This window comes from Acidocella sp. MX-AZ03, from assembly GCF_027626035.1.
Taxonomy (GTDB): domain Bacteria; phylum Pseudomonadota; class Alphaproteobacteria; order Acetobacterales; family Acetobacteraceae; genus Acidocella; species Acidocella facilis.
Map to the genome: position 1 here is coordinate 2034278 of NZ_CP110774.1, position 19409 is coordinate 2053686.

Consider the following 19409-nt stretch of genomic DNA (forward strand, 5'->3'; position numbering starts at 1 on the left):
GCCCCAAAGGTCACCGCCTGCCCTTTTACCCTATGCACGCAACGGCATAATCACACCGTCGCGGGAAGAGGAATTATTTGACTTCGACAGTCGCGCCCTGCTCTTCCAGCGTCTTCTTGATGGCCGCAGCCTCGTCCTTGGAGACATTCTCCTTGACGGTCTTCGGCGCACCCTCGACCAGGTCCTTGGCTTCCTTGAGGCCCAGGCCGGTGATGGTGCGGATTTCCTTGATCACGTTGATCTTCTTGTCGCCGCCATTGGCGAGGATCACCGTGAACTCGGTCTGCTCCTCAGCAGCAGCAGCCGGCGCACCGCCAGCCGGGCAGCAGCGGCAACAGCCACCGGCGCGGCAGCGGAAACGCCCCACTTCTCTTCGAGCAGCTTGGAGAGCTCAGCGGCCTCCAGGACGGTCAGCTTCGACAGCTCTTCAACGAGCGCGTTCAGGTCAGCCATTAGAATAATCCTTCGATAAGATAGGCTTTGTTTGGTTCAATGCAAGGCCGCACCGCGCGGCCCGCGAAAAAGCGACAAGCGGGCGAAAACCTTAGGCCGCCTCGCTCTTCTGGGAATCGGCATACGCCGCGAAGACCCGCGCAAGTTGTCCGGCCGGAGCCTGCAGGACGCCGGCCACCTTGGTCGCCGGGGCTTGGATAAGCCCCAGGAGCTTGGCACGCAGGCTGTCCAGGGACGGCAGCTCGGAGAGCGCCTTGACACCGTCGACATTCAGAACCTGATTGCCGAGGGCGCCGCCCAACAGAACAAACTTGTCATTGGTCTTGGCGAAGTCGACGGCAACCTTGGCCGCGGCAACAGGGTCAGCAGACCATGCCAGCGCGGTCGGCCCCTTCAGCAGGGGCGCGATACCGTCGAACCGGGTTCCTTCAAGAGCAAGAAGGGCCAGACGATTTTTCGCAACCTTGAAGCTCACCCCCGCCTCACGCATCTTGCGGCGCAGATTGGTCACATCAGCCACCGTCATCCCGTCATTCCGGGTGACGACAACCATGGACGTATCCGCGAACACCGCAGACAGTTCAGCGACGAATTCACGCTTCTCTATGCGATCCACATCCGTCTCCAACTTGACGGGCAGCTTGGCGTTGCCGCCTCACCACCCAGGTTACCCAAGCAACCGGGACCATCCCGGCCGCTTTCGCCTGTCCTATGTCAGAACCACCAAAGCCCCGCCGAAGCGAAACATCTGGCACCTCTCTACCGTTTGCGGGCCCCCCATTAAATCCGAGGATACATACGGTCTTGGACAGGTCGGGAGCCTTGCGGCCCCCTGCCCGCTTCGGCCTTCCGGCCAAAGCGTATTCTCAAAAAACCTTAGGCGACGGTGGAGACGTCCACGCGCACGCCAGGGCCCATCGTGGAGGACAGCGCCACCTTCTGCAGGTAGGTACCCTTGGCGCCGGTCGGCTTCGCCTTCTGCACGGCGTCGATCAACGCCTTGGCGTTCTCAACCAACTTGTCCGCCTCGAAGCTCGCCTTGCCGATGCCGGCATGGATGATACCAGCCTTCTCAGCACGGAACTCGACCTGGCCGGACTTGGCAGCGGTGATCGCGCCCTTCACGTCCATGGTCACGGTGCCCAGCTTCGGGTTCGGCATCAGGCCGCGCGGGCCGAGGATCTTACCGAGCTTGCCCACAACGCCCATCATGTCCGGGGTCGCGATGCAGCGGTCGAACTGAATGTCGCCGGCCTGGACCTTCTCAGCCAGATCGTCAGCACCAACCACGTCAGCGCCGGCGGCCAGCGCCTCTTCGGCCTTCGGGCCACGGGCGAACACGCCGACGCGCAGGGTCTTGCCGGTGCCGTTCGGCAGCGAGATCAGGCCACGGACCATCTGGTCGGCGTGACGCGGATCAATGCCCAGGTTCAGCGAGATCTCAATAGTCTCGTCGAACTTCGCGGTGGCATTCTTCTTCGCCAGCGACACGGCATCGGTCAGGGCGTACAGCTTGTTGCGCTCAACCGTCTCGCGGGCAGCGTTCAGACGCTTATCTTTGGCCATCGTTTAGCCCTCCACCACGGTCAGGCCCATGGAGCGAGCGGAGCCCGCCAGCATGCGCACAGCGCCGTCAACATCGTTCGCGTTCATGTCCTTCATCTTGGTCGCGGCGATTTCACGCAGCTGCGCGGTCGTCACCTTGCCCACAGCCGCGCCCTTGCCGGGGTCGTGGTGCCCTTGTCGATGCCCGCCGCCTTCTTCAGGAAGTAGGTATTGGGCGGGGTCTTCATGATGAAGGAGAAGGTGCGGTCAGCAAAGGCGGTGATCACCACCGGAACCGGCATGCCCGGCTCCATCTGCTGCGTCGCCGCATTGAATTCCTTGACGAACTGCATGATATTCAGACCACGCTGGCCGAGCGCGGGACCCACCGGCGGCGACGGGTTCGCCTTGCCCGCAGGGATCTGCAGCTTGATATAGCCGACAACTTTCTTAGCCATTTCTGGCTCCTTTCATCCTATGGCTTGCGCCATTGGACCGCGGTTCAAGCAGCCGGACACACCTGTCCAAGCCTCCCACGTTCCGAGGGGCGGAGCCTTAACTCAACCGTACCCTACTGTCTAGCACCCGCTCGCGTTTTCCCGATAATATAAGCCATGCAAAAAAAAGCGGCCCTTCTGGTTATCGACCTGCAAAATGATTTCTGCCCCGGCGGCGCGCTTGCCGTACCCGGCGGCGATGAAATAGCGCCTTTGATCAACAGCCTGGCGCGGTATTTCGACGACGTTGTGCTCACCCAGGATTGGCATCCGGCTGACCATACCTCCTTCGCCGCCAACCATCCGGGAAAAGCCGCATTTGACACAATCCAACTGCCTTACGGCCCCCAAGTCCTATGGCCCGCCCATTGCGTTATGGGGACACTGGGTGCCGCGCTCGTCCCCGGGCTCGATATTCCACACGCAGGCCTCATCCTGCGAAAGGGCAGCCACTCCTCAATCGACAGCTATTCGGGCTTCCTGGAAGCGGACCGCGCCACACCCACCGGCCTTGCCGGCTATCTGCGGGAACGGAGCATCACACAACTATATATATGTGGCTTGGCCTTTGATTTCTGCGTGCGCTGGACAGCCGAGGACGCCGTCCAAGCAGGCTTCGAGGTTTGGGTTGTTGAGGATGCGTGCCGGGCGATAGATTTACAAGGCTCGAGCGCGAAGGCCCGCGCGGCCATGCAAAACGCTGGGTCAAGCTGACCAAGAGCCAAGATCTCTTGCAGTCACACTAATCGCCCCTCAAAACGCAAAAAACCCCGCAGGAGCGGGGTTTTTCACGGAAATTCATCGATTAATCGACGATGATTGCTGAAACTTCCGGCCCCTTGGAGCCTTGCACCACACTCATCTTCACCGCCTGGCCCTCTTGCAGCGGCGACAAGCCGGCCGCCTCAAGCGCAGTGGCATGGACAAACACGTCCTTGCCGCCAGCTTCCGGGCTGATGAAGCCAAACCCCTTGGTGGCATTGTACCATTTCACGATACCAGCCATCTCAACAGCCGGGCCGGAGGCCTGCTGGCGGGGGGCGCGCGGCGCGCGTGGACGGTCGAAACCTCCGCCACCGAAACCGCCCGGCGCACGCGGCGGCGGGGCATCACCCTCAGTCACGGAAATAACCTGATTGACCTGGCGGCCCTTCTGCCCCTGCCCGACACGGATCTGCAGAACAGAGCCGGGAGTGACGGACTGGAAACCGGCACTCTGAAGCGAGTTTGCGTGAAGAAACACGTCGCCGGAGCCATCTGCCATCTCGACGAAACCAAACCCCTTTTCAGCATTATACCACTTCACAGTGGCCTTTGCTTCGGGGCAGTTGATTGTGCCCCAAACCCCGAGAAAGACGGCGGGAATGAAGGAGCGTTACCATAAAAATTATCGTCGTCGAAACCACGGCGGCGGCTCTGCCGCTGGCGGTCATTCTTCGGGGGTCGCACTATAAAAACTGTCCTCTAAAAGACTTTCGGGGCACCGGGCTCTAGCCAAGCGAAAACAGCATAGGCCACGCTGTGGCGGCCTTCAATCCCGAAATGCTGCTCCAACGCAAGCATTTCAGCTAAAATAGCCGCCATTTTTACGATTCTCGACCCAAATACGCATGAATATGCGCCGCTGCACGGCTGCACGGCTAATCCACCGCTTGTTGCCTGGCGCCCCAGCCCCTAAGAGCCGCTCATGCCCTTCCCCGATACCAATCCCAGCCTCGCCAAAGCTCTCGCTCAGCGCGGCTATGCCGACCCCACCTCCGTACAAAGCGCAGTCCTCACGCCGGAAGCTGACGGGCGTGACCTGCTCGTATCTGCCCAAACCGGCTCCGGGAAGACCGTCGCATTCGGCCTTGCTTTAGCGGGTAGCATCCTCGGCGAGTCCGCGTCGATGCCAGCCACGCACGCGCCTCTGGTGCTGGTGATCGCCCCTACCCGTGAGCTTGCGCTTCAAGTGCATGCCGAATTGACCTGGCTTTACGAATTCACCGGCGCCCGGATCCTGTCCTGCGTCGGCGGGATGGACGCACGACGCGAGGCGCGCCTCCTGGCCGGCGGGTGCCATTTCGTGGTTGGCACGCCGGGCCGTCTGAAAGACCATATCGAGCGCGGCAATCTGCGCCTCGACGAGCTGGAAGCCGTGGTGCTCGACGAAGCCGACGAAATGCTCGATCTCGGCTTCCGGGAAGAACTCGAATTCATTCTCAGCGCGGCGCCGGCCTCCCGCCGCACCTTGCTGTTTTCAGCCACCATCGCGCGCGACATCGCGGCACTGGCCCGAACCTATCAGCAAAATGCCCTGCGTATCGACACCGTCGCCGCCAATCAGCCGCATGCCGATATCGAGTACCGCGCCGTCCGCGCTGCCGGCCATGAACTCGAAGCCGCCCTCGTCAATATATTAAGAGCGCAGGATAGCAGGGCGCTCGTTTTTTGCGCCACCCGGGATACGGTGCGCACGCTTCACGCCAACCTCGTCGCCCGGGGTTTCACCGCGGCAGCCTTGTCGGGAGAACTATCCCAGGCTGAGCGTAACGCCGCCCTGTCCGCGCTGCGCGACGGCCGGGCCCAGGTCTGCATCGCAACAGACGTCGCCGCGCGGGGTTTGGACCTGCCGGATCTCGACCTGGTCATTCACGCGGACCTTCCCACCAACAAGGCAACCTTCCTGCATCGGTCCGGCCGTACCGGGCGCGCGGGGCGTAAGGGGGTTTCTGTCCTGCTCGTCCCGCCGGCGCGTCGCCGCCGGGCGGAGTTGCTCTTGCGGGAGGCGAATGCCCAGGCTGTCTGGGTTGACCCGCCGACGCCGGAGGATATCCGTGCAAAGGATGAGATACGCCTGCTGAACAATCCGCAGCTGCAAGAAACACCCGGCGAATTCGAACTGGAACTCGGCCAGAAGCTTCTGGCCCGGAGTTCACCGGAAATCATCGCCGCGGCTTTTGTGAAACTGGCCCAGGCCCATCTGCCAAGCGCGGCTCACGTCACGATCCTGCCGCCCGAAGCCCAGCGCCCCACCCGCGCGCCGCATACCGGCAAGGCATCCCATACCCACGTCAGCGAGGGAACCTGGTTTCGCGTGGCCCTTGGCCGCAAACAAAACGCCGATCCGCGCTGGCTTGTGCCGCTGATCTGCAAGGCGGGCGGCGTCAGCAAACAAGAGATCGGCGCTATTCGCATTTTTGAGCGCGAAACCAAGTTCGAAATCGCGGCCCATGCCGCGAGCGCCTTTGCCAATGCGGCGAACGCCCAGACCGAGGCGCGGATCGAGCCCGCCGCGCCGCCGAGCAGCCCCTCACGCTCTCGCGCGAACATTTCCGAACGCGGCGATTTCAAAACGAAAGCGGCGCCGAAGCCGTATGCGCCAAAGCCCGGCGGCAAGCTCAGCGAGCAACAGCGCCGGCGGCAGAATAAAGCCTCTCGCCACTGATCGCTATTGATCGGGCCTCGGAGGGGAGCGGATCAACCAGCTAGAGCAATATGTGTTTAGGTTGACGCGCCAGCGTCAAGATAAACACATGAAATTGCTCGCAAAAACAAAAGTTAGAGCATCAAGCTAAAAGCTTGATGCTCTAAGCTCTGCGGCACGCGGTTAATATTGCCGCAACAGCGCGATCAGGCGGCCTTGAACACGGACACGTTCAGCCGGGAAAATTCTGGTTTCATACCGGATATTGGCCGGCTCCAGCGCAATGGACTGCCCTTTCCGGCGCAGCCGCTTTAGCGTCACCTCGTGCTCATCGACCAACGCGACGATAATTTGCCCGTTTTCCGCCGTATCGCCTCGCCTGATGATCACTGTATCGCCGTCCAGAATTCCCGCTTCGATCATCGAATCGCCTTCGACGGTCAGTGCGAAATGTTCCCCGGCGCCAAGCATGGAGAGGGGGATTTCAATCGTCTCTTCATTGTCGCGCAAGGCCTCGATCGGCAGGCCAGCGGCGATTTTACCGTAAAGCGGCAGAGAAATCGCGGAGGGTTCAAAACTCTCCAGCTCATCTTGCTGCGACAGCCCTCGCGTCCCAAAATGTCCTTGAATGACGTTGGGCGCAAAACCATGCGCCTGCGCCTTGCTCGGCGTGATATCCTGCGGCAGCCGCACCACTTCCAGAGCCCTCGCCCTGTGCTTGTGGCGACGCAGGAAGCCTCGTTCTTCCAGGGCGGAAATCAACCGATGGATTCCGGATTTTGAACGGAGGTCCAGGGCCTCCTTCATTTCCTCGAAGCTGGGGCTACATCCGGTCTCGCGCAGATGCCGGTCGATGAATAACAGCAATTCATGCTGTTTCGGCGTCAGCATTGAACATCTCCGAATTTTAAAGCTTCAGGAACAAAGCAACAACACGATAATGTTCTAGTTTAGTTCTTGTTTTCGCGTCAAGCGTTACGAGTGATCCAACCGCAGGATCTCCACGTAACTGCCCGCCTCGATGGCAGGTGAAAACGGCACACGGCGGATCAGCGCGTTGGACCCGGCCAGGGCACGCAGCATTCCTGAATCCTGTACCTGCAGCGGGGTAACCTGCATTTCCCCGTCAGCAGTCTTCGCGATGATCGCCCGCACATAGTCTTCCCGCACATCATTGGCCCGCATCGGCGCTGCCAATCGTACGGTTTCAAAGCCTGGCGATTCAGGGGGCAAACCAGACAGCACCTCAATGGCGGACCGCAAAAACAAAACCGCGCAGACATAAGCGGACACGGGATTGCCGGGCAGCCCCAACACAGGCAGATCACTGAGTCTGCCAAATATCAGCGGCTTGCCGGGACGCATCGCGATTTTCCAGAAATCCAGCGCGAAGCCGTGCTGGGACAACCCTTGCCTGACCAGATCATAGGCGCCAACACTCGCCCCGCCTGTGGTTAGCAACAGATCAGCCCCTTTGGCAGCTAACGCCGCCTGCGCGACTTCATCGGCAGCATCACGCGCAATCGGCAACACCAACGGCTCGCCACCATGGGCTGTAACGAAAGCGCTTAACATCAGGGCGTTGGAGTTGGCGATCCCCCGGCGGGCAGCGGCTCACCCGGCAAGGCAATCTCGTCCCCGGTGCAGAGGATCGCGATGCGCGGGCGCCGGTAAACAGCCAACCAGGGATGCCCCGCCGCGGCGGCAAGTCCGATATCCCGCACAGACAGCCGCGCCCCCGCTGGCAAGACCTGGTCACCGGCTTGTATATCCTGGCCCTTCCGCCGGATATGCAGTCCAGCGCGCACGCTTGCCGCCGGCTCCACCAAATCCGCTGCGACCGAGGCGTTCTCCTGGATCAAAACGGTATCCGCACCGTTCGGGATCGCACTCCCGGTAAAGATCCGAACCGCCTCCCCCGGGCCGACCTCACCCGCGAACGGATGCCCGGCCGGCGCTTCGCCGATCAGCCGAAGCGGCTTGCCGGAGTCAGTGTCAACGGCACGCACCGCATACCCGTCCATGGCCGAAACATCGCCAGGTGGGACAGTCAGCCGGGAGATGACCGGGCGCGCCAGCACGCGGTGATAGGCCTGGGCCAGCCCGACCATTTCAACGGCAACAGGCTTCAAATCCGCGACAATCCGGGCGCGCGCCTCCTCGACGCTGATCATGGCGCCGAAAAATCTCCGCTCTTGCCGCCTGTCTTTCGGGTCAGGCGTATCGCTTCGATCCGCATCGTCTTATCGGCGGCCTTGACCATGTCATAAATGGTCAAAGCCGCGAGGCTCACAGCGGTCAGGGCTTCCATTTCAATGCCGGTGCGTGCCGTTGTCCGGGCTGTGGCGACGATCTCGACCGAATCCTGCTCCAGGATGAGGTCGATGCTGATCGCATCCAGCGGCAGCGGATGGCAGAGCGGGATCAGCTCGCCGGTTTTCTTGGCCGCCATGATCCCGGCAATTCGGGCTGCGGCGAGCACGTCGCCTTTTTCAGCCTGATTATCACGGATCAGGCTGACGGTCTCGGGCCGCATCACCACCCGCCCCTTGGCCTGCGCCTCGCGAAGCGTCACCGTCTTGGCCGAAACATCGACCATACGCGCCGCGCCGTCGGCGCCGATATGGGTAAGCTGGCTCAATGGCCCAAAAGCGCGTGCACAGCGGCTTCCAGATCGTCCTGGCGCATCAGCGATTCGCCGACGAGGAACCCCTGCACACAGACCTTCCGCAGCCTTTCCACATCCTGATTGGTCTTGATGCCCGACTCGGAGATCATGAATTTATTCGGCGGGCACAGGCTGGAGAGCTGCTCGGTCGTCGCAATATCCGTCACCATGGTCTTCAGGTTGCGATTATTGATGCCGATCAGAGGCGTCTGCAGCAGAAGCGCGCGCTCCATCTCTTCTTCATTATGGACTTCGGCCAGAACATCCATATCCAGAGCCCGAGCGAGCCCTTCGAGATCACGGGCCTGATCGTCCTCAAGCGCCGCCATGATCAGCAGAATGCAGTCCGCCCCCATGACCCGGCTCTCATAGACCTGCCATTCATCCAGCATGAAATCCTTGCGAATGACGGGCAGGGAAACCGCTGCGCGGGCCGCCTCAAGATGCGCGGTCTGGCCTTGGAAGTATTTCTCGTCGGTCAGAACGGAAAGGCAGGTCGCGCCGGCGGCCGCGTAGGCCCGCGCCAGCGAGGCAGGCTCGAAATCCGGGCGGATCAAACCGCCCGAGGGCGAGGCCTTCTTGATCTCCGCGATCAGTCCGGCCTGGTCCTGCGCGGCCTTATCCATCAAAGCCCGGCCGAAGCCACGTGTCTTGTCGGCGTCCTTGACCTCGGCCTTCAGCTCATCCAGCGGCCTGCGGCCCTGGCGCTCGGCAACTTCAGCGCGTTTATCCACGCAGATTTTTGCCAGCACATCGTCGATTACAATATTCATGCCTGCTCTCCGGAGACCCGCTTCAACCGTTCCAGAACAGCCAAAGCGTCACCTCGATCTATCGCTTGCGCCGCCAGCTCGACCCCTTGGGGCAGTGTTTCCACCCGGCCCGCCACAATCAGGGCGGCAGCGCTATTCAACAACACCGTATCACGATACGCACCCGCCTGGCCTCGCAACAAAGCCCGTAAAGCCGCCGCGTTATAGGCGGCGTCTCCGCCTTTCAAGGCAGAGGCAGGCGCGGCTTCAAGGCCCGCATCCGCGGCGGTTACCCCGAATTCCCTGATCTCGTTGTTCTTCAACGCGACCACTTGGTTCACGTCGTCGAGCACAAGTTCATCCATGCCGGCGCCATGCACGATCCAGGCGGCTTGCGTGCCAAGATCACGCAACGTCTCCGCCACCGGGCGCAGCCAGAACGGGTCATAGACCCCCATCAACTGGCGGCGCACCCCGGCCGGATTGGCCATCGGGCCGGTCAGGTTGAACAAGGTTCGGGTGCCAAGCTCCACCCGAACCGGGGCAGCGTGCCGCAGTGCGGGGTGATGGCGCGGCGCGAATAGAAAGACGCACCCAACCTCGCGCAGCACCGCCGATAACCTGTCAATGGGCGGCTCGATCGCAACCCCAAGCGCCGTTAATACATCCGCGGCGCCTGAGCGCGAGGACAACGCCTTGTTGCCGTGCTTGGCGACAGGCACGCCACACGCCGCCAGAACGAACGTCGTCGCGGTGGAAATATTGAGGCTGGCGGCGCCATCCCCGCCTGTACCGCAAACATCCATGGCATCCGCCGGCGCTTCGATCCTGGCCATACGCTTGCGCATCGCCGTGACCGCGCCGGTCAGCTCCGCCACTGTTTCGCCGCGTGCGCGCATGGCCATCAGCATCCCGCCGATCTGCGCGGGGTGGCCTGCCCATCCATGACCACGCCGAATGCTTCCTCGGCCTCAGACACGGTCAGGCTTTCCCCCTTACCGAGGCGCGCAAGCACCGGTTTCAGCGAATTATTCACGCAGCAACCGGAACCTTTACCCCTGCGAGACGCAGGAAGTTGCGCAGAATATCATGCCCGTTCGAGGTCGCGATGCTCTCCGGATGAAACTGCACGCCGTAAATCGGCAGCTCCGCATGGCGCAATCCCATGATAATGCCGTCTTCGGTACGCGCCGTGGGCACCAGCGTGCTGGGCAGGGTCGCCTGCTGGACGATCAGCGAGTGATAGCGCGTCGCGGTGAAGGGATTCGGCAAGCCTGCGAAAATGTCGGTATTATCATGGAAGACCGGGCTGGTTTTCCCATGCACGGGCTGTGGTGCGCGCACCACCTGCCCACCAAAGGCCTGGCCGATCGCCTGGTGTCCCAAACACACACCGAACAAAGGCAGATTCGCCGCAGCCGCCGCCTGCACCATCGGCAGACAGATCCCGGCCTCATTCGGCGTGCAGGGCCCCGGCGAGAGCACCACCGCCTGGGGCCGCATGGCCAGAACATCCTCGGGGCTCAACGCATCATTGCGCTTGACTACGCATTCCGCGCCGAGATCCCCGAAAAACTGCACGAGATTGAAAGTGAAGCTGTCGTAGTTATCAATGAGAAGAATCATCGCTCAAGCCCCCGGCGCGCTGACATAGCGCACGGCGTCCTCTGCGGCGCGGAACAACGCGCGCGCTTTCTGCACGCTTTCCATATATTCGGCCTCGGCGTCGGAATCGGCGACCACGCCGACGCCCGCCTGCACATACATGCGGCCCTCCTTCACCAAAGCGGTGCGCAAGCCGATACATGTGTCCATCTCGCCATTCGCGGCGAAATAGCCGATGCATCCGGCATATAGCCCCCGGCGCGACGGTTCGAGCTCCTCAATGATCTGCATCGCCCGGACCTTTGGCGCGCCCGACAAGGTGCCGGCGGGAAATCCGGCGATCAGCGCATCCAGCGCCTCGAGCCCGGCCGCAGCTTGCCCTCAACCGTCGAGGAAATATGCATCACATGCGAAAAACGTTCGATGGCGAAGCTTTGCGCCACGCGCACAGAACCGATTTCCGACACCCGCCCGACATCATTGCGCCCGAGATCCAGCAGCATGAGATGCTCGGCCCGCTCCTTGGGGTCGGCCAGCAACTCTTCTTCCAGCGCGACATCTTCCTCGGTGGTGGCGCCGCGGCGGCGTGTGCCCGCCAGCGGGCGGATGGTCACGGTGCCATCGCGCAGCCGCACCAGGATCTCCGGTGAAGAGCCGACAGCCTGAAAATTGCCGAAATCCAGGAAAAACAGGAAGGGCGCGGGGTTGATCCGCCGCAGACTCCGGTAAAGCGCGAAGGCGGGCAAGGAGAACGGTGCTTCAAAACGCTGCGAGGGCACAATCTGGAAGGCATCGCCCGCGCGGATATAGTTCTTGGCGGTTTCCACCGCGCCCAGGAACTCTTCCTTTTCCATGTTCGAGCTCTGCTCGATCGGCGCCAGCAAACGCCCCTGCAGCTCCGGAACAGGTGCCTCCAGGGCTTTCGCCAGGTCATTCAACTTGGCCTCGGCGGCAGCATAGGCTTGGACCGCCTCCACCCCTTGCTTCGGATAGACCGGCGCCGCCAGGGTCATTTCATCGGTAACATTGTCGAACACGATCAACAGCCCGGACGGGTCAGAATCGCCTCGGGAACGCCCATTACGTCCGGCTTCAGCGCCGGCAGATCTTCCATCAGCCTGACCAGATCATAGCCAAGATATCCGTGCAGGCCGCCAATTCCGGGCGGAAGACCTTCGGGCACTTCCATCCGCGTCTCGGCGATCAGGCCGCGCAGATTTTTGAGCGGCGCCTCGAAAATCTGGGCGAAGCTCTCCGGTTGACTCTGGGCTTCGCGATTGACCGAAGCCACCCCGCGTTCACATTTCCAGACGAGATCGGGCGACAAGCCGATAAAGGAATACCGCCCACGCGTCGCCCCACCTTCCACGCTCTCCAGCAAAAAAGAATAAGGCTGGCCATGCGCGACCTTCAGATAGGCCGCAACCGGTGTCAGCAGGTCGGCGATGCCGTGACGCCAGACCAGCGCGCCGCGACCCTGATCATAGGCGGCACGGAAGGTCTCAAAACGGTCTGGCGAAACGGCATTCATGACAAGACTTCTTTCTTTCCTCACTGATAGATTTGCGCGAACAGCTTCTGGTTCACAGTGACCTTATCGCGCGCCTGCAGTCCGGCCAGAAAACTCCCGCCCAGGTCATCCTGCAAGCCTTTATTCAGGCTCTGCTGCAATTGCGCATACATGGCCGGGTCGCTCTGCGGTGTCGGCTGCACCACCTTGGTCAGCGCCGCGACCAGGAAGCCGTCCGTCGTCTGGATCATCGTAGCCTGACCCGACTTCATCGCGAACAGGCTCGGGACGAGTGTCGAGGGTTGATCCTGGGGCTGGGTCTGCCGCGTGTAAACCGGGCTGGCCGTCGCCGTAAGCCCTTGCGCGCTGGCCGCTTTCGCGATCGGCGTTCCGGTATTCACATTATGCATGAGATCAGCGGCGATCACCTCCGCCTCGCGGATCTGCTGATCCTGTTGCCAGGCCGCCAGAACCTTGGCTTTGGCTTGCGCAAAGGCCTGCACGGCAGGCGGCAGCAGCTTCTGCACCGTCAAAGCGTAATAGCTGCCATCCGGGCCGGACTGAAGCTTTGCGGCTTGCCCCGGTTGCGTTGCAAAAGCAGCCTTGACGATGGCATTGCGCAGATCGTCGCCACCGGGGATCGGCGCGGCCGAGCCATCCGGCGTCTGGCCGCCCGCATCCAGCGTCCCCTCAACCGCGACCAGACCCAGATTGCCCGGAAGCTGGTCCAACGGCGTCTGCCCGGCGAGCGCATCCTGCAGCGCATCGACATTCTTCGCCACATCCGCCTGGGCCTGCTGCAACTGCAATTGCTGCGTCGCCTGCGCGACCAGCTGTGCCCGATCAGGCCCGGACTGACCGATATCCGTCACTTTGAAAAGATACATGCCCTGGCCGCCCGCAATGGGCCCCATCACCTGGCCGGCAGGGGCCGCAAAGATCGCGTTCGCCAGCGCCCCGGACGGGATCTGGTTCTGCTGCATCTTGGCCAACGGCACCGAGACGGCGTGATAGGATTTCGCCAAGGCCTGCATTTTTGCCCAGCTTGCGCCTTTCTTCCAGGCCGCAAGTAGTTGCGAGGCATCCGCCAGATCCTCGACGGAGAGCACATCCGCACTGCGCACCGGCGTGCTCGGGCTGTTTGCCTGCGCCCGCGCGACAGCTGCCTGCACCTCAGCCTCGGATACCTTTTCGTGGGGCGCCATCAAGGCGGGGGACAAAATGACAAGCTGGATTTTACGATATTCCGGCGAAGTGAACTGGCTCTGGTGATTCTGCCAAAAACGCTGCAGCACAGCGTCGGACGGCGTGGCCGGCACCGGCTGCGTGTTGACCGGAACATTTACCAGAGACGCTGTCCGCTGCTCGCCCAGCAATCCAAAAATCTGGCCAAGCATTTCATCCGGCACCTGCGCGCCATTGATGATCGGCGTGATCAACTGGCGCGAGATCACCTCGTCCTTGATCTCATTGATGAACTCGTTTTCGGACAGGCCATTCTGCCGCAGAACCTGCGCGAACTTGGCTTTGTCGAAGCTGCCATTGGTCTGGAAGGCCGGAATCCCGTCCAGCACCGCCCGCACGGCCGCGTCCGGCACGCCGATCCTATCATCAGCCGCCGCCTGGCGCATGATCTTTTCGCGAATGGCGGCCGACAAGGCCTGCTCTGCCAATTGCTGCCGCGTCGCCTGATCCGGCGTCTGGCCCTGTTGCTGGTACTGGTTCAGCGCGCGCTGGTAAGCGGCCTGGACGACACTGACATCGACAGGCTGGCCGGCGACGGTCGCGACCGCATTCGGGCTGCCCGCCATCGTGAAGACGTTGGAGACGCCCCAAAAAATGAACACCACAACCAGCAGCGCGAAGAACACACGCGCCACCCAGCTACCCATTAAATTCCGGACCCAGACCAGCATCGTCTCTCTTTACCCCAAACCGCCGCCTCTATAGCTAGGCGTCATGGACTGGGCAATTCAACGGTGCCGGACAAATCGGTGGGAGGGGGCGTGAATAGCCCCCAAGCCCTGACCACGCCTCATGCCAGAACTTGGCATGAGGGTGTTTGGCAACGTCAAATAGGGCCTCAGTACAATCCCCGCAGAGACGCGGCATCCAACAGCGCGCTTGCCGGCAGGCGATGCGCCTTGGCAGGACGCTCACGCGGCAGAAATGCTGGCTTGCGGCCCTCCAAGGCCATCGCCCGGATCAGCAGCATCGAGATGGCGGCAAGCGCCAGAATGGCAAGAAAGAACAGCATCGGGAAACCCTCCTCGATTGGAAACGGGCATATTATGCTGCGTCGCACCATCGAATCAAAAGCGCATTTGCTGCATGGCAGCGCGCCCGAACCATTCAGCATTATGCAGTATTTATCAGAAGGGAGAGCAGGATGAGGCAACTTATTGCGGGCAATTGGAAGATGTTCGGCAAACGCGCCGATATCGAGGCATTCACGGCGGCCCTTCGCGCCGACGCCCCGGCGCATGTGGACATGCTGGTCTGCCCGCCCTTCACCCTGCTGGACCGTTTTGCCAGCACCTTGGCTGGCAGCAAGATCGCCCTGGGCGGCCAGGACTGCCACCCCGCGGCGGAAGGTGCGCATACCGGGGATATCTCGGCCGCGATGATCCGCGATGTTGGCGCTTCTCATGTCATTCTCGGCCATTCGGAACGGCGCACCAATCACGGCGAGACCAACGCCGTGGTGCGCGGGAAGGCCGAGGCGGCGATCGCGGCGGGGCTTACCCCGGTCATCTGCGTGGGCGAGACCGAGGGCGAGCGCGAAGCCGGCGAGGCTGAAGCGGTCGTTCGCAGCCAGCTGGCGCATAGCCTGCCGGCGCAATTCAGCGGCGTCGTCGCCTATGAGCCGGTCTGGGCCATCGGCACCGGCCGCACCCCGACGGAAGACGATGTCGCCTCCATGCATGCCGCCATTCGCAAGGCGCTGGTCGAGCAACTCGGCACCGCAGGCGCTGCCATTGCGATCCTGTATGGCGGCTCCGTGAAGCCGGCCAATGCCGCCGCTCTGCTGGCATTGCCCGAGGTAGGCGGCGCCCTGGTTGGCGGCGCCAGCCTGAAAGCCGCCGACTTCCTCGCCATCGCGACAGCCGCGCCGCTTTAGGTCCGGCTCTGCGCTTTTCGACCCGCGTGGGCGGCTGCAAGGTTGAATCCTGCGCCCGCCCGCACTAGAAGCGCGCCTATCTGTTTTTGCGGGTTTGTGATGATCAAGGTTCTTCTCGTGCTGCATGTGTTCGTCACCGTGGCGTTGATCGGCGTTGTGCTGATCCAGCGCAGCGAAGGTGGCGGTCTTGGTCTTGGCGGCGGCCAGGGCATGGGCAGCTTCATGACCGGCCGAGGCACGGCAAATCTTCTCACCCGCACCACGGCCATCCTCGGCACGGCCTTCTTCGTGCTCTCGTTGGCACTGGCCCTGCTATATAATGGTAGCGGCACAGCCAATAACGCGGCGATTTTGAACAGCCCGGCGCCGGCGGCACCGTCCGCCCCCGCGCCGAGCGCGCCGTCTCTGCCCTCGTCGCTGCCGCAAACCCCGGCTGACGCGCTGCCTGCCCCCGCCGCGCCGGCGGCGCCGGCCGCGCCCGCGACCCCTGCGCCGAACAAAACCCAGTAATACGGCGCTTCCCTCTTCACCCTCCCATTGCGACTCATGTAAGATTGGATTCCATGACGCGGTTTGTTTTCATCACCGGCGGCGTGGTTTCGTCCCTCGGTAAGGGCATTGCCTCGGCGGCCCTCGGTTCCCTGCTGCAAGCCAGGGTTATTCTGTCCGGCTGCGCAAGCTGGACCCCTATCTCAATGTCGATCCCGGGACGATGAGCCCTTACCAGCATGGTGAGGTGTTCGTGACCGATGACGGCGCCGAGACCGATCTGGATCTCGGCCATTATGAGCGCTTCACCGGCGTTCATGCCAACAAGGCCGACAATGCTACCACCGGCAAGATCTATTCCGGGGTGATCGCCAAGGAGCGCCGGGGCGATTATCTCGGCGCCACCGTCCAGGTGATTCCTCACATTACCGACGCGATCAAGGAAACCGTTCAAAATCAAACGGACGGGCTGGATTTCGTGCTGGTCGAGATCGGCGGAACGGTTGGCGACATCGAGTCGCTGCCGTTTCTTGAAGCCATCCGCCAGCTTGGCAATGAGCTGACCAGCGAACGGGCGATGTTCGTGCATCTGACGCTGGTGCCCTACATCCCGTCCGCCGGCGAGCTGAAAACCAAGCCGACCCAGCATTCGGTCAAGGAGCTGCAGAATGTCGGCATTCAGCCGAACATGCTGATTTGCCGTTGTGACCGGCCAATCCCTGAGAATGAGCGGCGCAAGATCGCCAGCTTCTGCAATGTCCGGGCTGAGGCGGTGGTGCCGGCGCTGGATGTCGATACGATCTACACCGTCCCCATTTCCTACCATGAGGCCGGGATGGATCGGGAAGTGCTGCGCCATTTCGGCCTGCCCTTCGAAAGCGAGCCGGATCTGGCACGCTGGAAATCGATCGTCGATACCGTCCGCTTCCCCGAAGGGGAGGTGCGCATCGCGGTGGTCGGCAAATACACCAACCTGCTCGACAGCTATAAATCCCTGGCCGAAGCCCTGGCCCATGGCGGCATCGCCAACAAGGTCAAGGTCAAGCTGGACTGGATGGATGCCGAGATCTTCGAGCAACCCGATGCGGTTGAGCAACTGGAAGGCGTGCATGGCATTCTGGTGCCTGGCGGCTTTGGTGAGCGCGGGGCCCAGGGCAAGATCGAAGCCGTTCGCTTTGCGCGCGAGCATAAAGTCCCGTTCCTCGGTATCTGCTTTGGCATGCAGATGGCGGTCATCGAATGCGCCCGCAATCTAGCCGGTATGACGGCCGCCTCTTCGACCGAATTTGGCCCCTGCGACATTCCCATTGTCGGGCTGATGACCGAATGGGCGCGGGAAAACGAGATTGAACGCCGCCGCGCCGATGGCGATCTGGGCGGCACCATGCGGCTTGGCGCCTTCCCCGCCACCCTCACCCAGGGCTCGCTCGTGCGCCAAGTTTACGGGGAGCGGCTCATATCGAGGAGCGCCACCGTCATCGCTACGAGGTCAATATCCATTACCGCGAGCAGCTCGAAGCCAAGGGGTTGCGCTTCTCTGGCCTCTCACCGGACGGCATTCTGCCGGAAATCGTCGAATACCCGGATCATCCCTGGTTTATCGGCGTGCAGTACCATCCTGAGCTGAAATCAAAGCCGTTCGACCCACACCCGCTGTTCCAGGGCTTTATCGAGGCAGCGGTCAAGCAATCACGGCTGGTTTAATCGTACAGAAGGCCAATTTCCGCCCGAAAGCTGGAATTGGCCTTCATCTTATAGCAGACAACCCGCCGACACGGCATCTGCCAGCCGGAACGCCCTACGCTCGCAAAAGTCGGATTATGAATAAAAATGAGTCAACGCGATTCGATGATAATCGATCCAATATTCCTGTAAGGAAAATACTCGATCCTAGAACCGAAGTTTAACTCGGCTTTCTACAACTCTAGGCTTATCGGAGTTGATTGAGATTTTGACGGGTGAACGCCACATTCTGCCTGTCAGATCCAAACCAAACCTGACTTTCCCGAGGCGCTGATCGCGCCAGGAGTTTGCCGCGCCGGATGACGTAAAGCCGCTCGGCCCGCAACCGAATCGCTTCCATTTCGTCTTCCGCCTGCAAAACCACCAAATCACCCCAGCTACCAGGGCTCACCCCGTACCCGTCCAGATTCAGGATCTTCGCTGGCGTACTGGTGACAGCGTCGAAACAGGCATCAATCTCTTGCATTGAGGTTAACTGGCCGACATGCAGACCCATCGCGGCCACCTCAAGCATGTCGTGACTGCCAAGCGCGTACCAGGGGTCCATCACGCAATCATGGCCGAACGCTACCGGCACGCCCGCCGCCAGCAATTCTTTCACCCGCGTCATCCCGCGCCGTTTCGGGTAGCTGTCCTGACGGCCTTGTAAAGTTATGTTTATCAGCGGATTGGCAATCGCCGACAGGCCGGATTCGGCAATCAGCGGGATCAATTTCGACACATAATAATTATCCATCGAATGCATGGAGGTCAGATGCGAGCCCGCGACCCTGCCTCCCATACCGTGGCGCAGCGTCTCAGCGGCCAGCGTCTCGACATGCCGTGACAGCGGGTCATCGCTTTCGTCGCAATGCATGTCCACCATGAGACCCGCCTCGGCGGCGATCCTCATCAAGGCCTGGACCGAAAGACGCCCATCCTCCTGCGTGCGCTCGAAATGCGGGATCCCGCCGACCACCTCGACGCCCATCTTCAAGGCTTTACGCAGATTGGCCTCGGCACCACGCGACCGGAAGAAACCATCCTGGGGAAACGCCACCAGCTGGATGTCGATCCACGCGGCCAGATCCTTTTTCAGCTGAAGCAGCGCCTCGACCGCCAAAAGCCGTTCGTCGCACACATCGACATGTGAGCGGATGGCCAGCGTGCCCCGCGCCGCCGACCAGAGGCAGAGTTTTCTGGCGCGCTCGTAAATCGCCTCCTGCGTCAGATGCGGCTTCAGCTCGCCCCAAAGCGCGATCCCTTCGAGCAACGTGCCGGACTCGTTCATTCGCGGCAGCCCCAGAGAGAGGGTGGAATCGAGATGAATATGCGAATCAACGAAGGGCGACGTCACCAGCCGCCCTGTCGCATCGATGTCTTGCGCAGCTTCGCCCTGCACGCCTGCTTCGACCGCCACGATCCGCCCATCGGCAATCGCGATATCCAGATTTTTCCGCCCCCGGGCAGATTCGCGTTTCGCACAATCAGATCGAACATCAGCCACGCCTCACTATGCCGGTATGCCTAGAGCAAACATCGCCTTAACACTTGTTGCCGCGCAAGCATGCCACGACTAGATAAGACCCATGCGCCGCATTCCTGTCCTGTTATCCGCTCTGGTTCTGGCTTCATGCGCCC

Annotated in this window: 14 protein-coding genes and 6 pseudogenes; 5 read left to right on the top strand and 15 right to left on the bottom strand. The window is 61.7% G+C overall.

Translation table 11 applies throughout. The features are described 5' to 3' along the window. Window positions 1–73 precede the first annotated feature (73 nt). The 4 genes and pseudogenes from rplL to rplK all read right to left on the bottom strand — a co-directional run bounded on the left by rplL (window position 74) and on the right by rplK (window position 2456). Window positions 74–453: pseudogene (gene rplL, locus GT370_RS11280) on the bottom strand (50S ribosomal protein L7/L12). 91 nt (window positions 454–544) lie between these two features. Further along, window positions 545–1069, bottom strand: a complete 525-nt coding sequence (gene rplJ / locus GT370_RS11285) for a 50S ribosomal protein L10 (protein WP_008494533.1) — start codon at window positions 1067–1069, stop codon at window positions 545–547. Between the two features lie 260 nt (window positions 1070–1329). Beyond that, window positions 1330–2019 carry a 50S ribosomal protein L1 gene (gene rplA / locus GT370_RS11290; RefSeq protein ID WP_008494532.1) on the bottom strand — a complete coding sequence of 230 codons (690 nt, stop codon included), beginning with the start codon at window positions 2017–2019 and terminating at the stop codon, window positions 1330–1332. 3 nt (window positions 2020–2022) lie between these two features. Further along, a pseudogene (gene rplK, locus GT370_RS11295) lies at window positions 2023–2456 on the bottom strand (50S ribosomal protein L11). A gap of 156 nt (window positions 2457–2612) precedes the next feature. Here rplK and pncA point away from each other — a divergent pair. Continuing rightward, entirely contained in the window at window positions 2613–3209 is a 597-nt protein-coding gene (gene pncA, locus GT370_RS11300; RefSeq protein ID WP_270183086.1) for a bifunctional nicotinamidase/pyrazinamidase, read from the top strand. 91 nt (window positions 3210–3300) lie between these two features. On the opposite strand, the gene GT370_RS11305 is transcribed toward pncA, so the two are convergent. Next, window positions 3301–3801: a cold-shock protein gene (locus tag GT370_RS11305; protein ID WP_035179628.1), complete on the bottom strand. Its 501-nt coding sequence runs from the start codon at window positions 3799–3801 to the stop codon at window positions 3301–3303. 381 nt (window positions 3802–4182) lie between these two features. On the opposite strand from GT370_RS11305, the gene GT370_RS11310 reads away from it, so the two are divergent. Beyond that, window positions 4183–5922 (top strand): DEAD/DEAH box helicase, encoded by a 1740-nt coding sequence (locus GT370_RS11310; RefSeq protein WP_051060324.1) that lies wholly within the window; start codon window positions 4183–4185, stop codon window positions 5920–5922. Between the two features lie 162 nt (window positions 5923–6084). Here GT370_RS11310 and lexA read toward each other — a convergent pair whose 3' ends face one another. From lexA to GT370_RS11355, 9 genes and pseudogenes are all read right to left on the bottom strand, one after another. Then, the gene (gene lexA, locus GT370_RS11315) at window positions 6085–6792 is read right to left on the bottom strand and encodes a transcriptional repressor LexA (RefSeq protein ID WP_008494524.1); all 708 of its coding nucleotides are present in this window, start codon (window positions 6790–6792) and stop codon (window positions 6085–6087) included. A gap of 84 nt (window positions 6793–6876) precedes the next feature. Then, window positions 6877–8075 (bottom strand): annotated as a pseudogene (locus GT370_RS11320) (molybdopterin molybdotransferase MoeA). Next, a complete protein-coding gene (gene moaC / locus GT370_RS11325; protein ID WP_008494522.1) occupies window positions 8072–8542 on the bottom strand; it encodes a cyclic pyranopterin monophosphate synthase MoaC in 471 nt (156 codons plus the stop codon). The pseudogene GT370_RS11320 and the gene moaC overlap by 4 nt, the downstream one beginning before the upstream one ends. Beyond that, the gene (trpC, locus tag GT370_RS11330; RefSeq protein WP_008494521.1) at window positions 8539–9342 is read right to left on the bottom strand and encodes an indole-3-glycerol phosphate synthase TrpC; all 804 of its coding nucleotides are present in this window, start codon (window positions 9340–9342) and stop codon (window positions 8539–8541) included. Before trpC ends, moaC begins: the two co-directional genes overlap by 4 nt. Further along, window positions 9339–10357: pseudogene (gene trpD, locus GT370_RS11335) on the bottom strand (anthranilate phosphoribosyltransferase). Before trpD ends, trpC begins: the two are co-directional and overlap by 4 nt. Beyond that, window positions 10354–10947 (bottom strand): anthranilate synthase component II, encoded by a 594-nt coding sequence (locus GT370_RS11340; protein WP_008494519.1) that lies wholly within the window; start codon window positions 10945–10947, stop codon window positions 10354–10356. The pseudogene trpD and the gene GT370_RS11340 overlap by 4 nt, the downstream one beginning before the upstream one ends. Before the next feature lie 3 nt (window positions 10948–10950). After that, window positions 10951–12457, bottom strand: a pseudogene (gene trpE, locus GT370_RS11345) (anthranilate synthase component I). A gap of 20 nt (window positions 12458–12477) precedes the next feature. Beyond that, window positions 12478–14352: a SurA N-terminal domain-containing protein gene (locus tag GT370_RS11350; protein ID WP_008494517.1), complete on the bottom strand. Its 1875-nt coding sequence runs from the start codon at window positions 14350–14352 to the stop codon at window positions 12478–12480. Between the two features lie 167 nt (window positions 14353–14519). Then, window positions 14520–14693 carry a hypothetical protein gene (locus GT370_RS11355; protein ID WP_234730161.1) on the bottom strand — a complete coding sequence of 58 codons (174 nt, stop codon included), beginning with the start codon at window positions 14691–14693 and terminating at the stop codon, window positions 14520–14522. Between the two features lie 132 nt (window positions 14694–14825). Here GT370_RS11355 and tpiA point away from each other — a divergent pair, with 132 nt between their 5' ends. From tpiA to GT370_RS11370, 3 genes and pseudogenes are all read left to right on the top strand, one after another. Then, the gene (tpiA, locus tag GT370_RS11360) at window positions 14826–15557 is read left to right on the top strand and encodes a triose-phosphate isomerase (RefSeq protein WP_039885202.1); all 732 of its coding nucleotides are present in this window, start codon (window positions 14826–14828) and stop codon (window positions 15555–15557) included. 99 nt (window positions 15558–15656) lie between these two features. Continuing rightward, window positions 15657–16067 (top strand): preprotein translocase subunit SecG, encoded by a 411-nt coding sequence (secG, locus tag GT370_RS11365; RefSeq protein ID WP_270183087.1) that lies wholly within the window; start codon window positions 15657–15659, stop codon window positions 16065–16067. A 53-nt stretch (window positions 16068–16120) separates the two neighbouring features. Beyond that, window positions 16121–17750, top strand: a pseudogene (locus tag GT370_RS11370) (CTP synthase). Window positions 17751–17976: 226 nt separating this feature from the next. On the opposite strand, the gene GT370_RS11375 reads toward GT370_RS11370, so the two are convergent. Next, window positions 17977–19275 carry a cytosine deaminase gene (locus tag GT370_RS11375; RefSeq protein WP_442865418.1) on the bottom strand — a complete coding sequence of 433 codons (1299 nt, stop codon included), beginning with the start codon at window positions 19273–19275 and terminating at the stop codon, window positions 17977–17979. Window positions 19276–19409 lie beyond the last annotated feature (134 nt).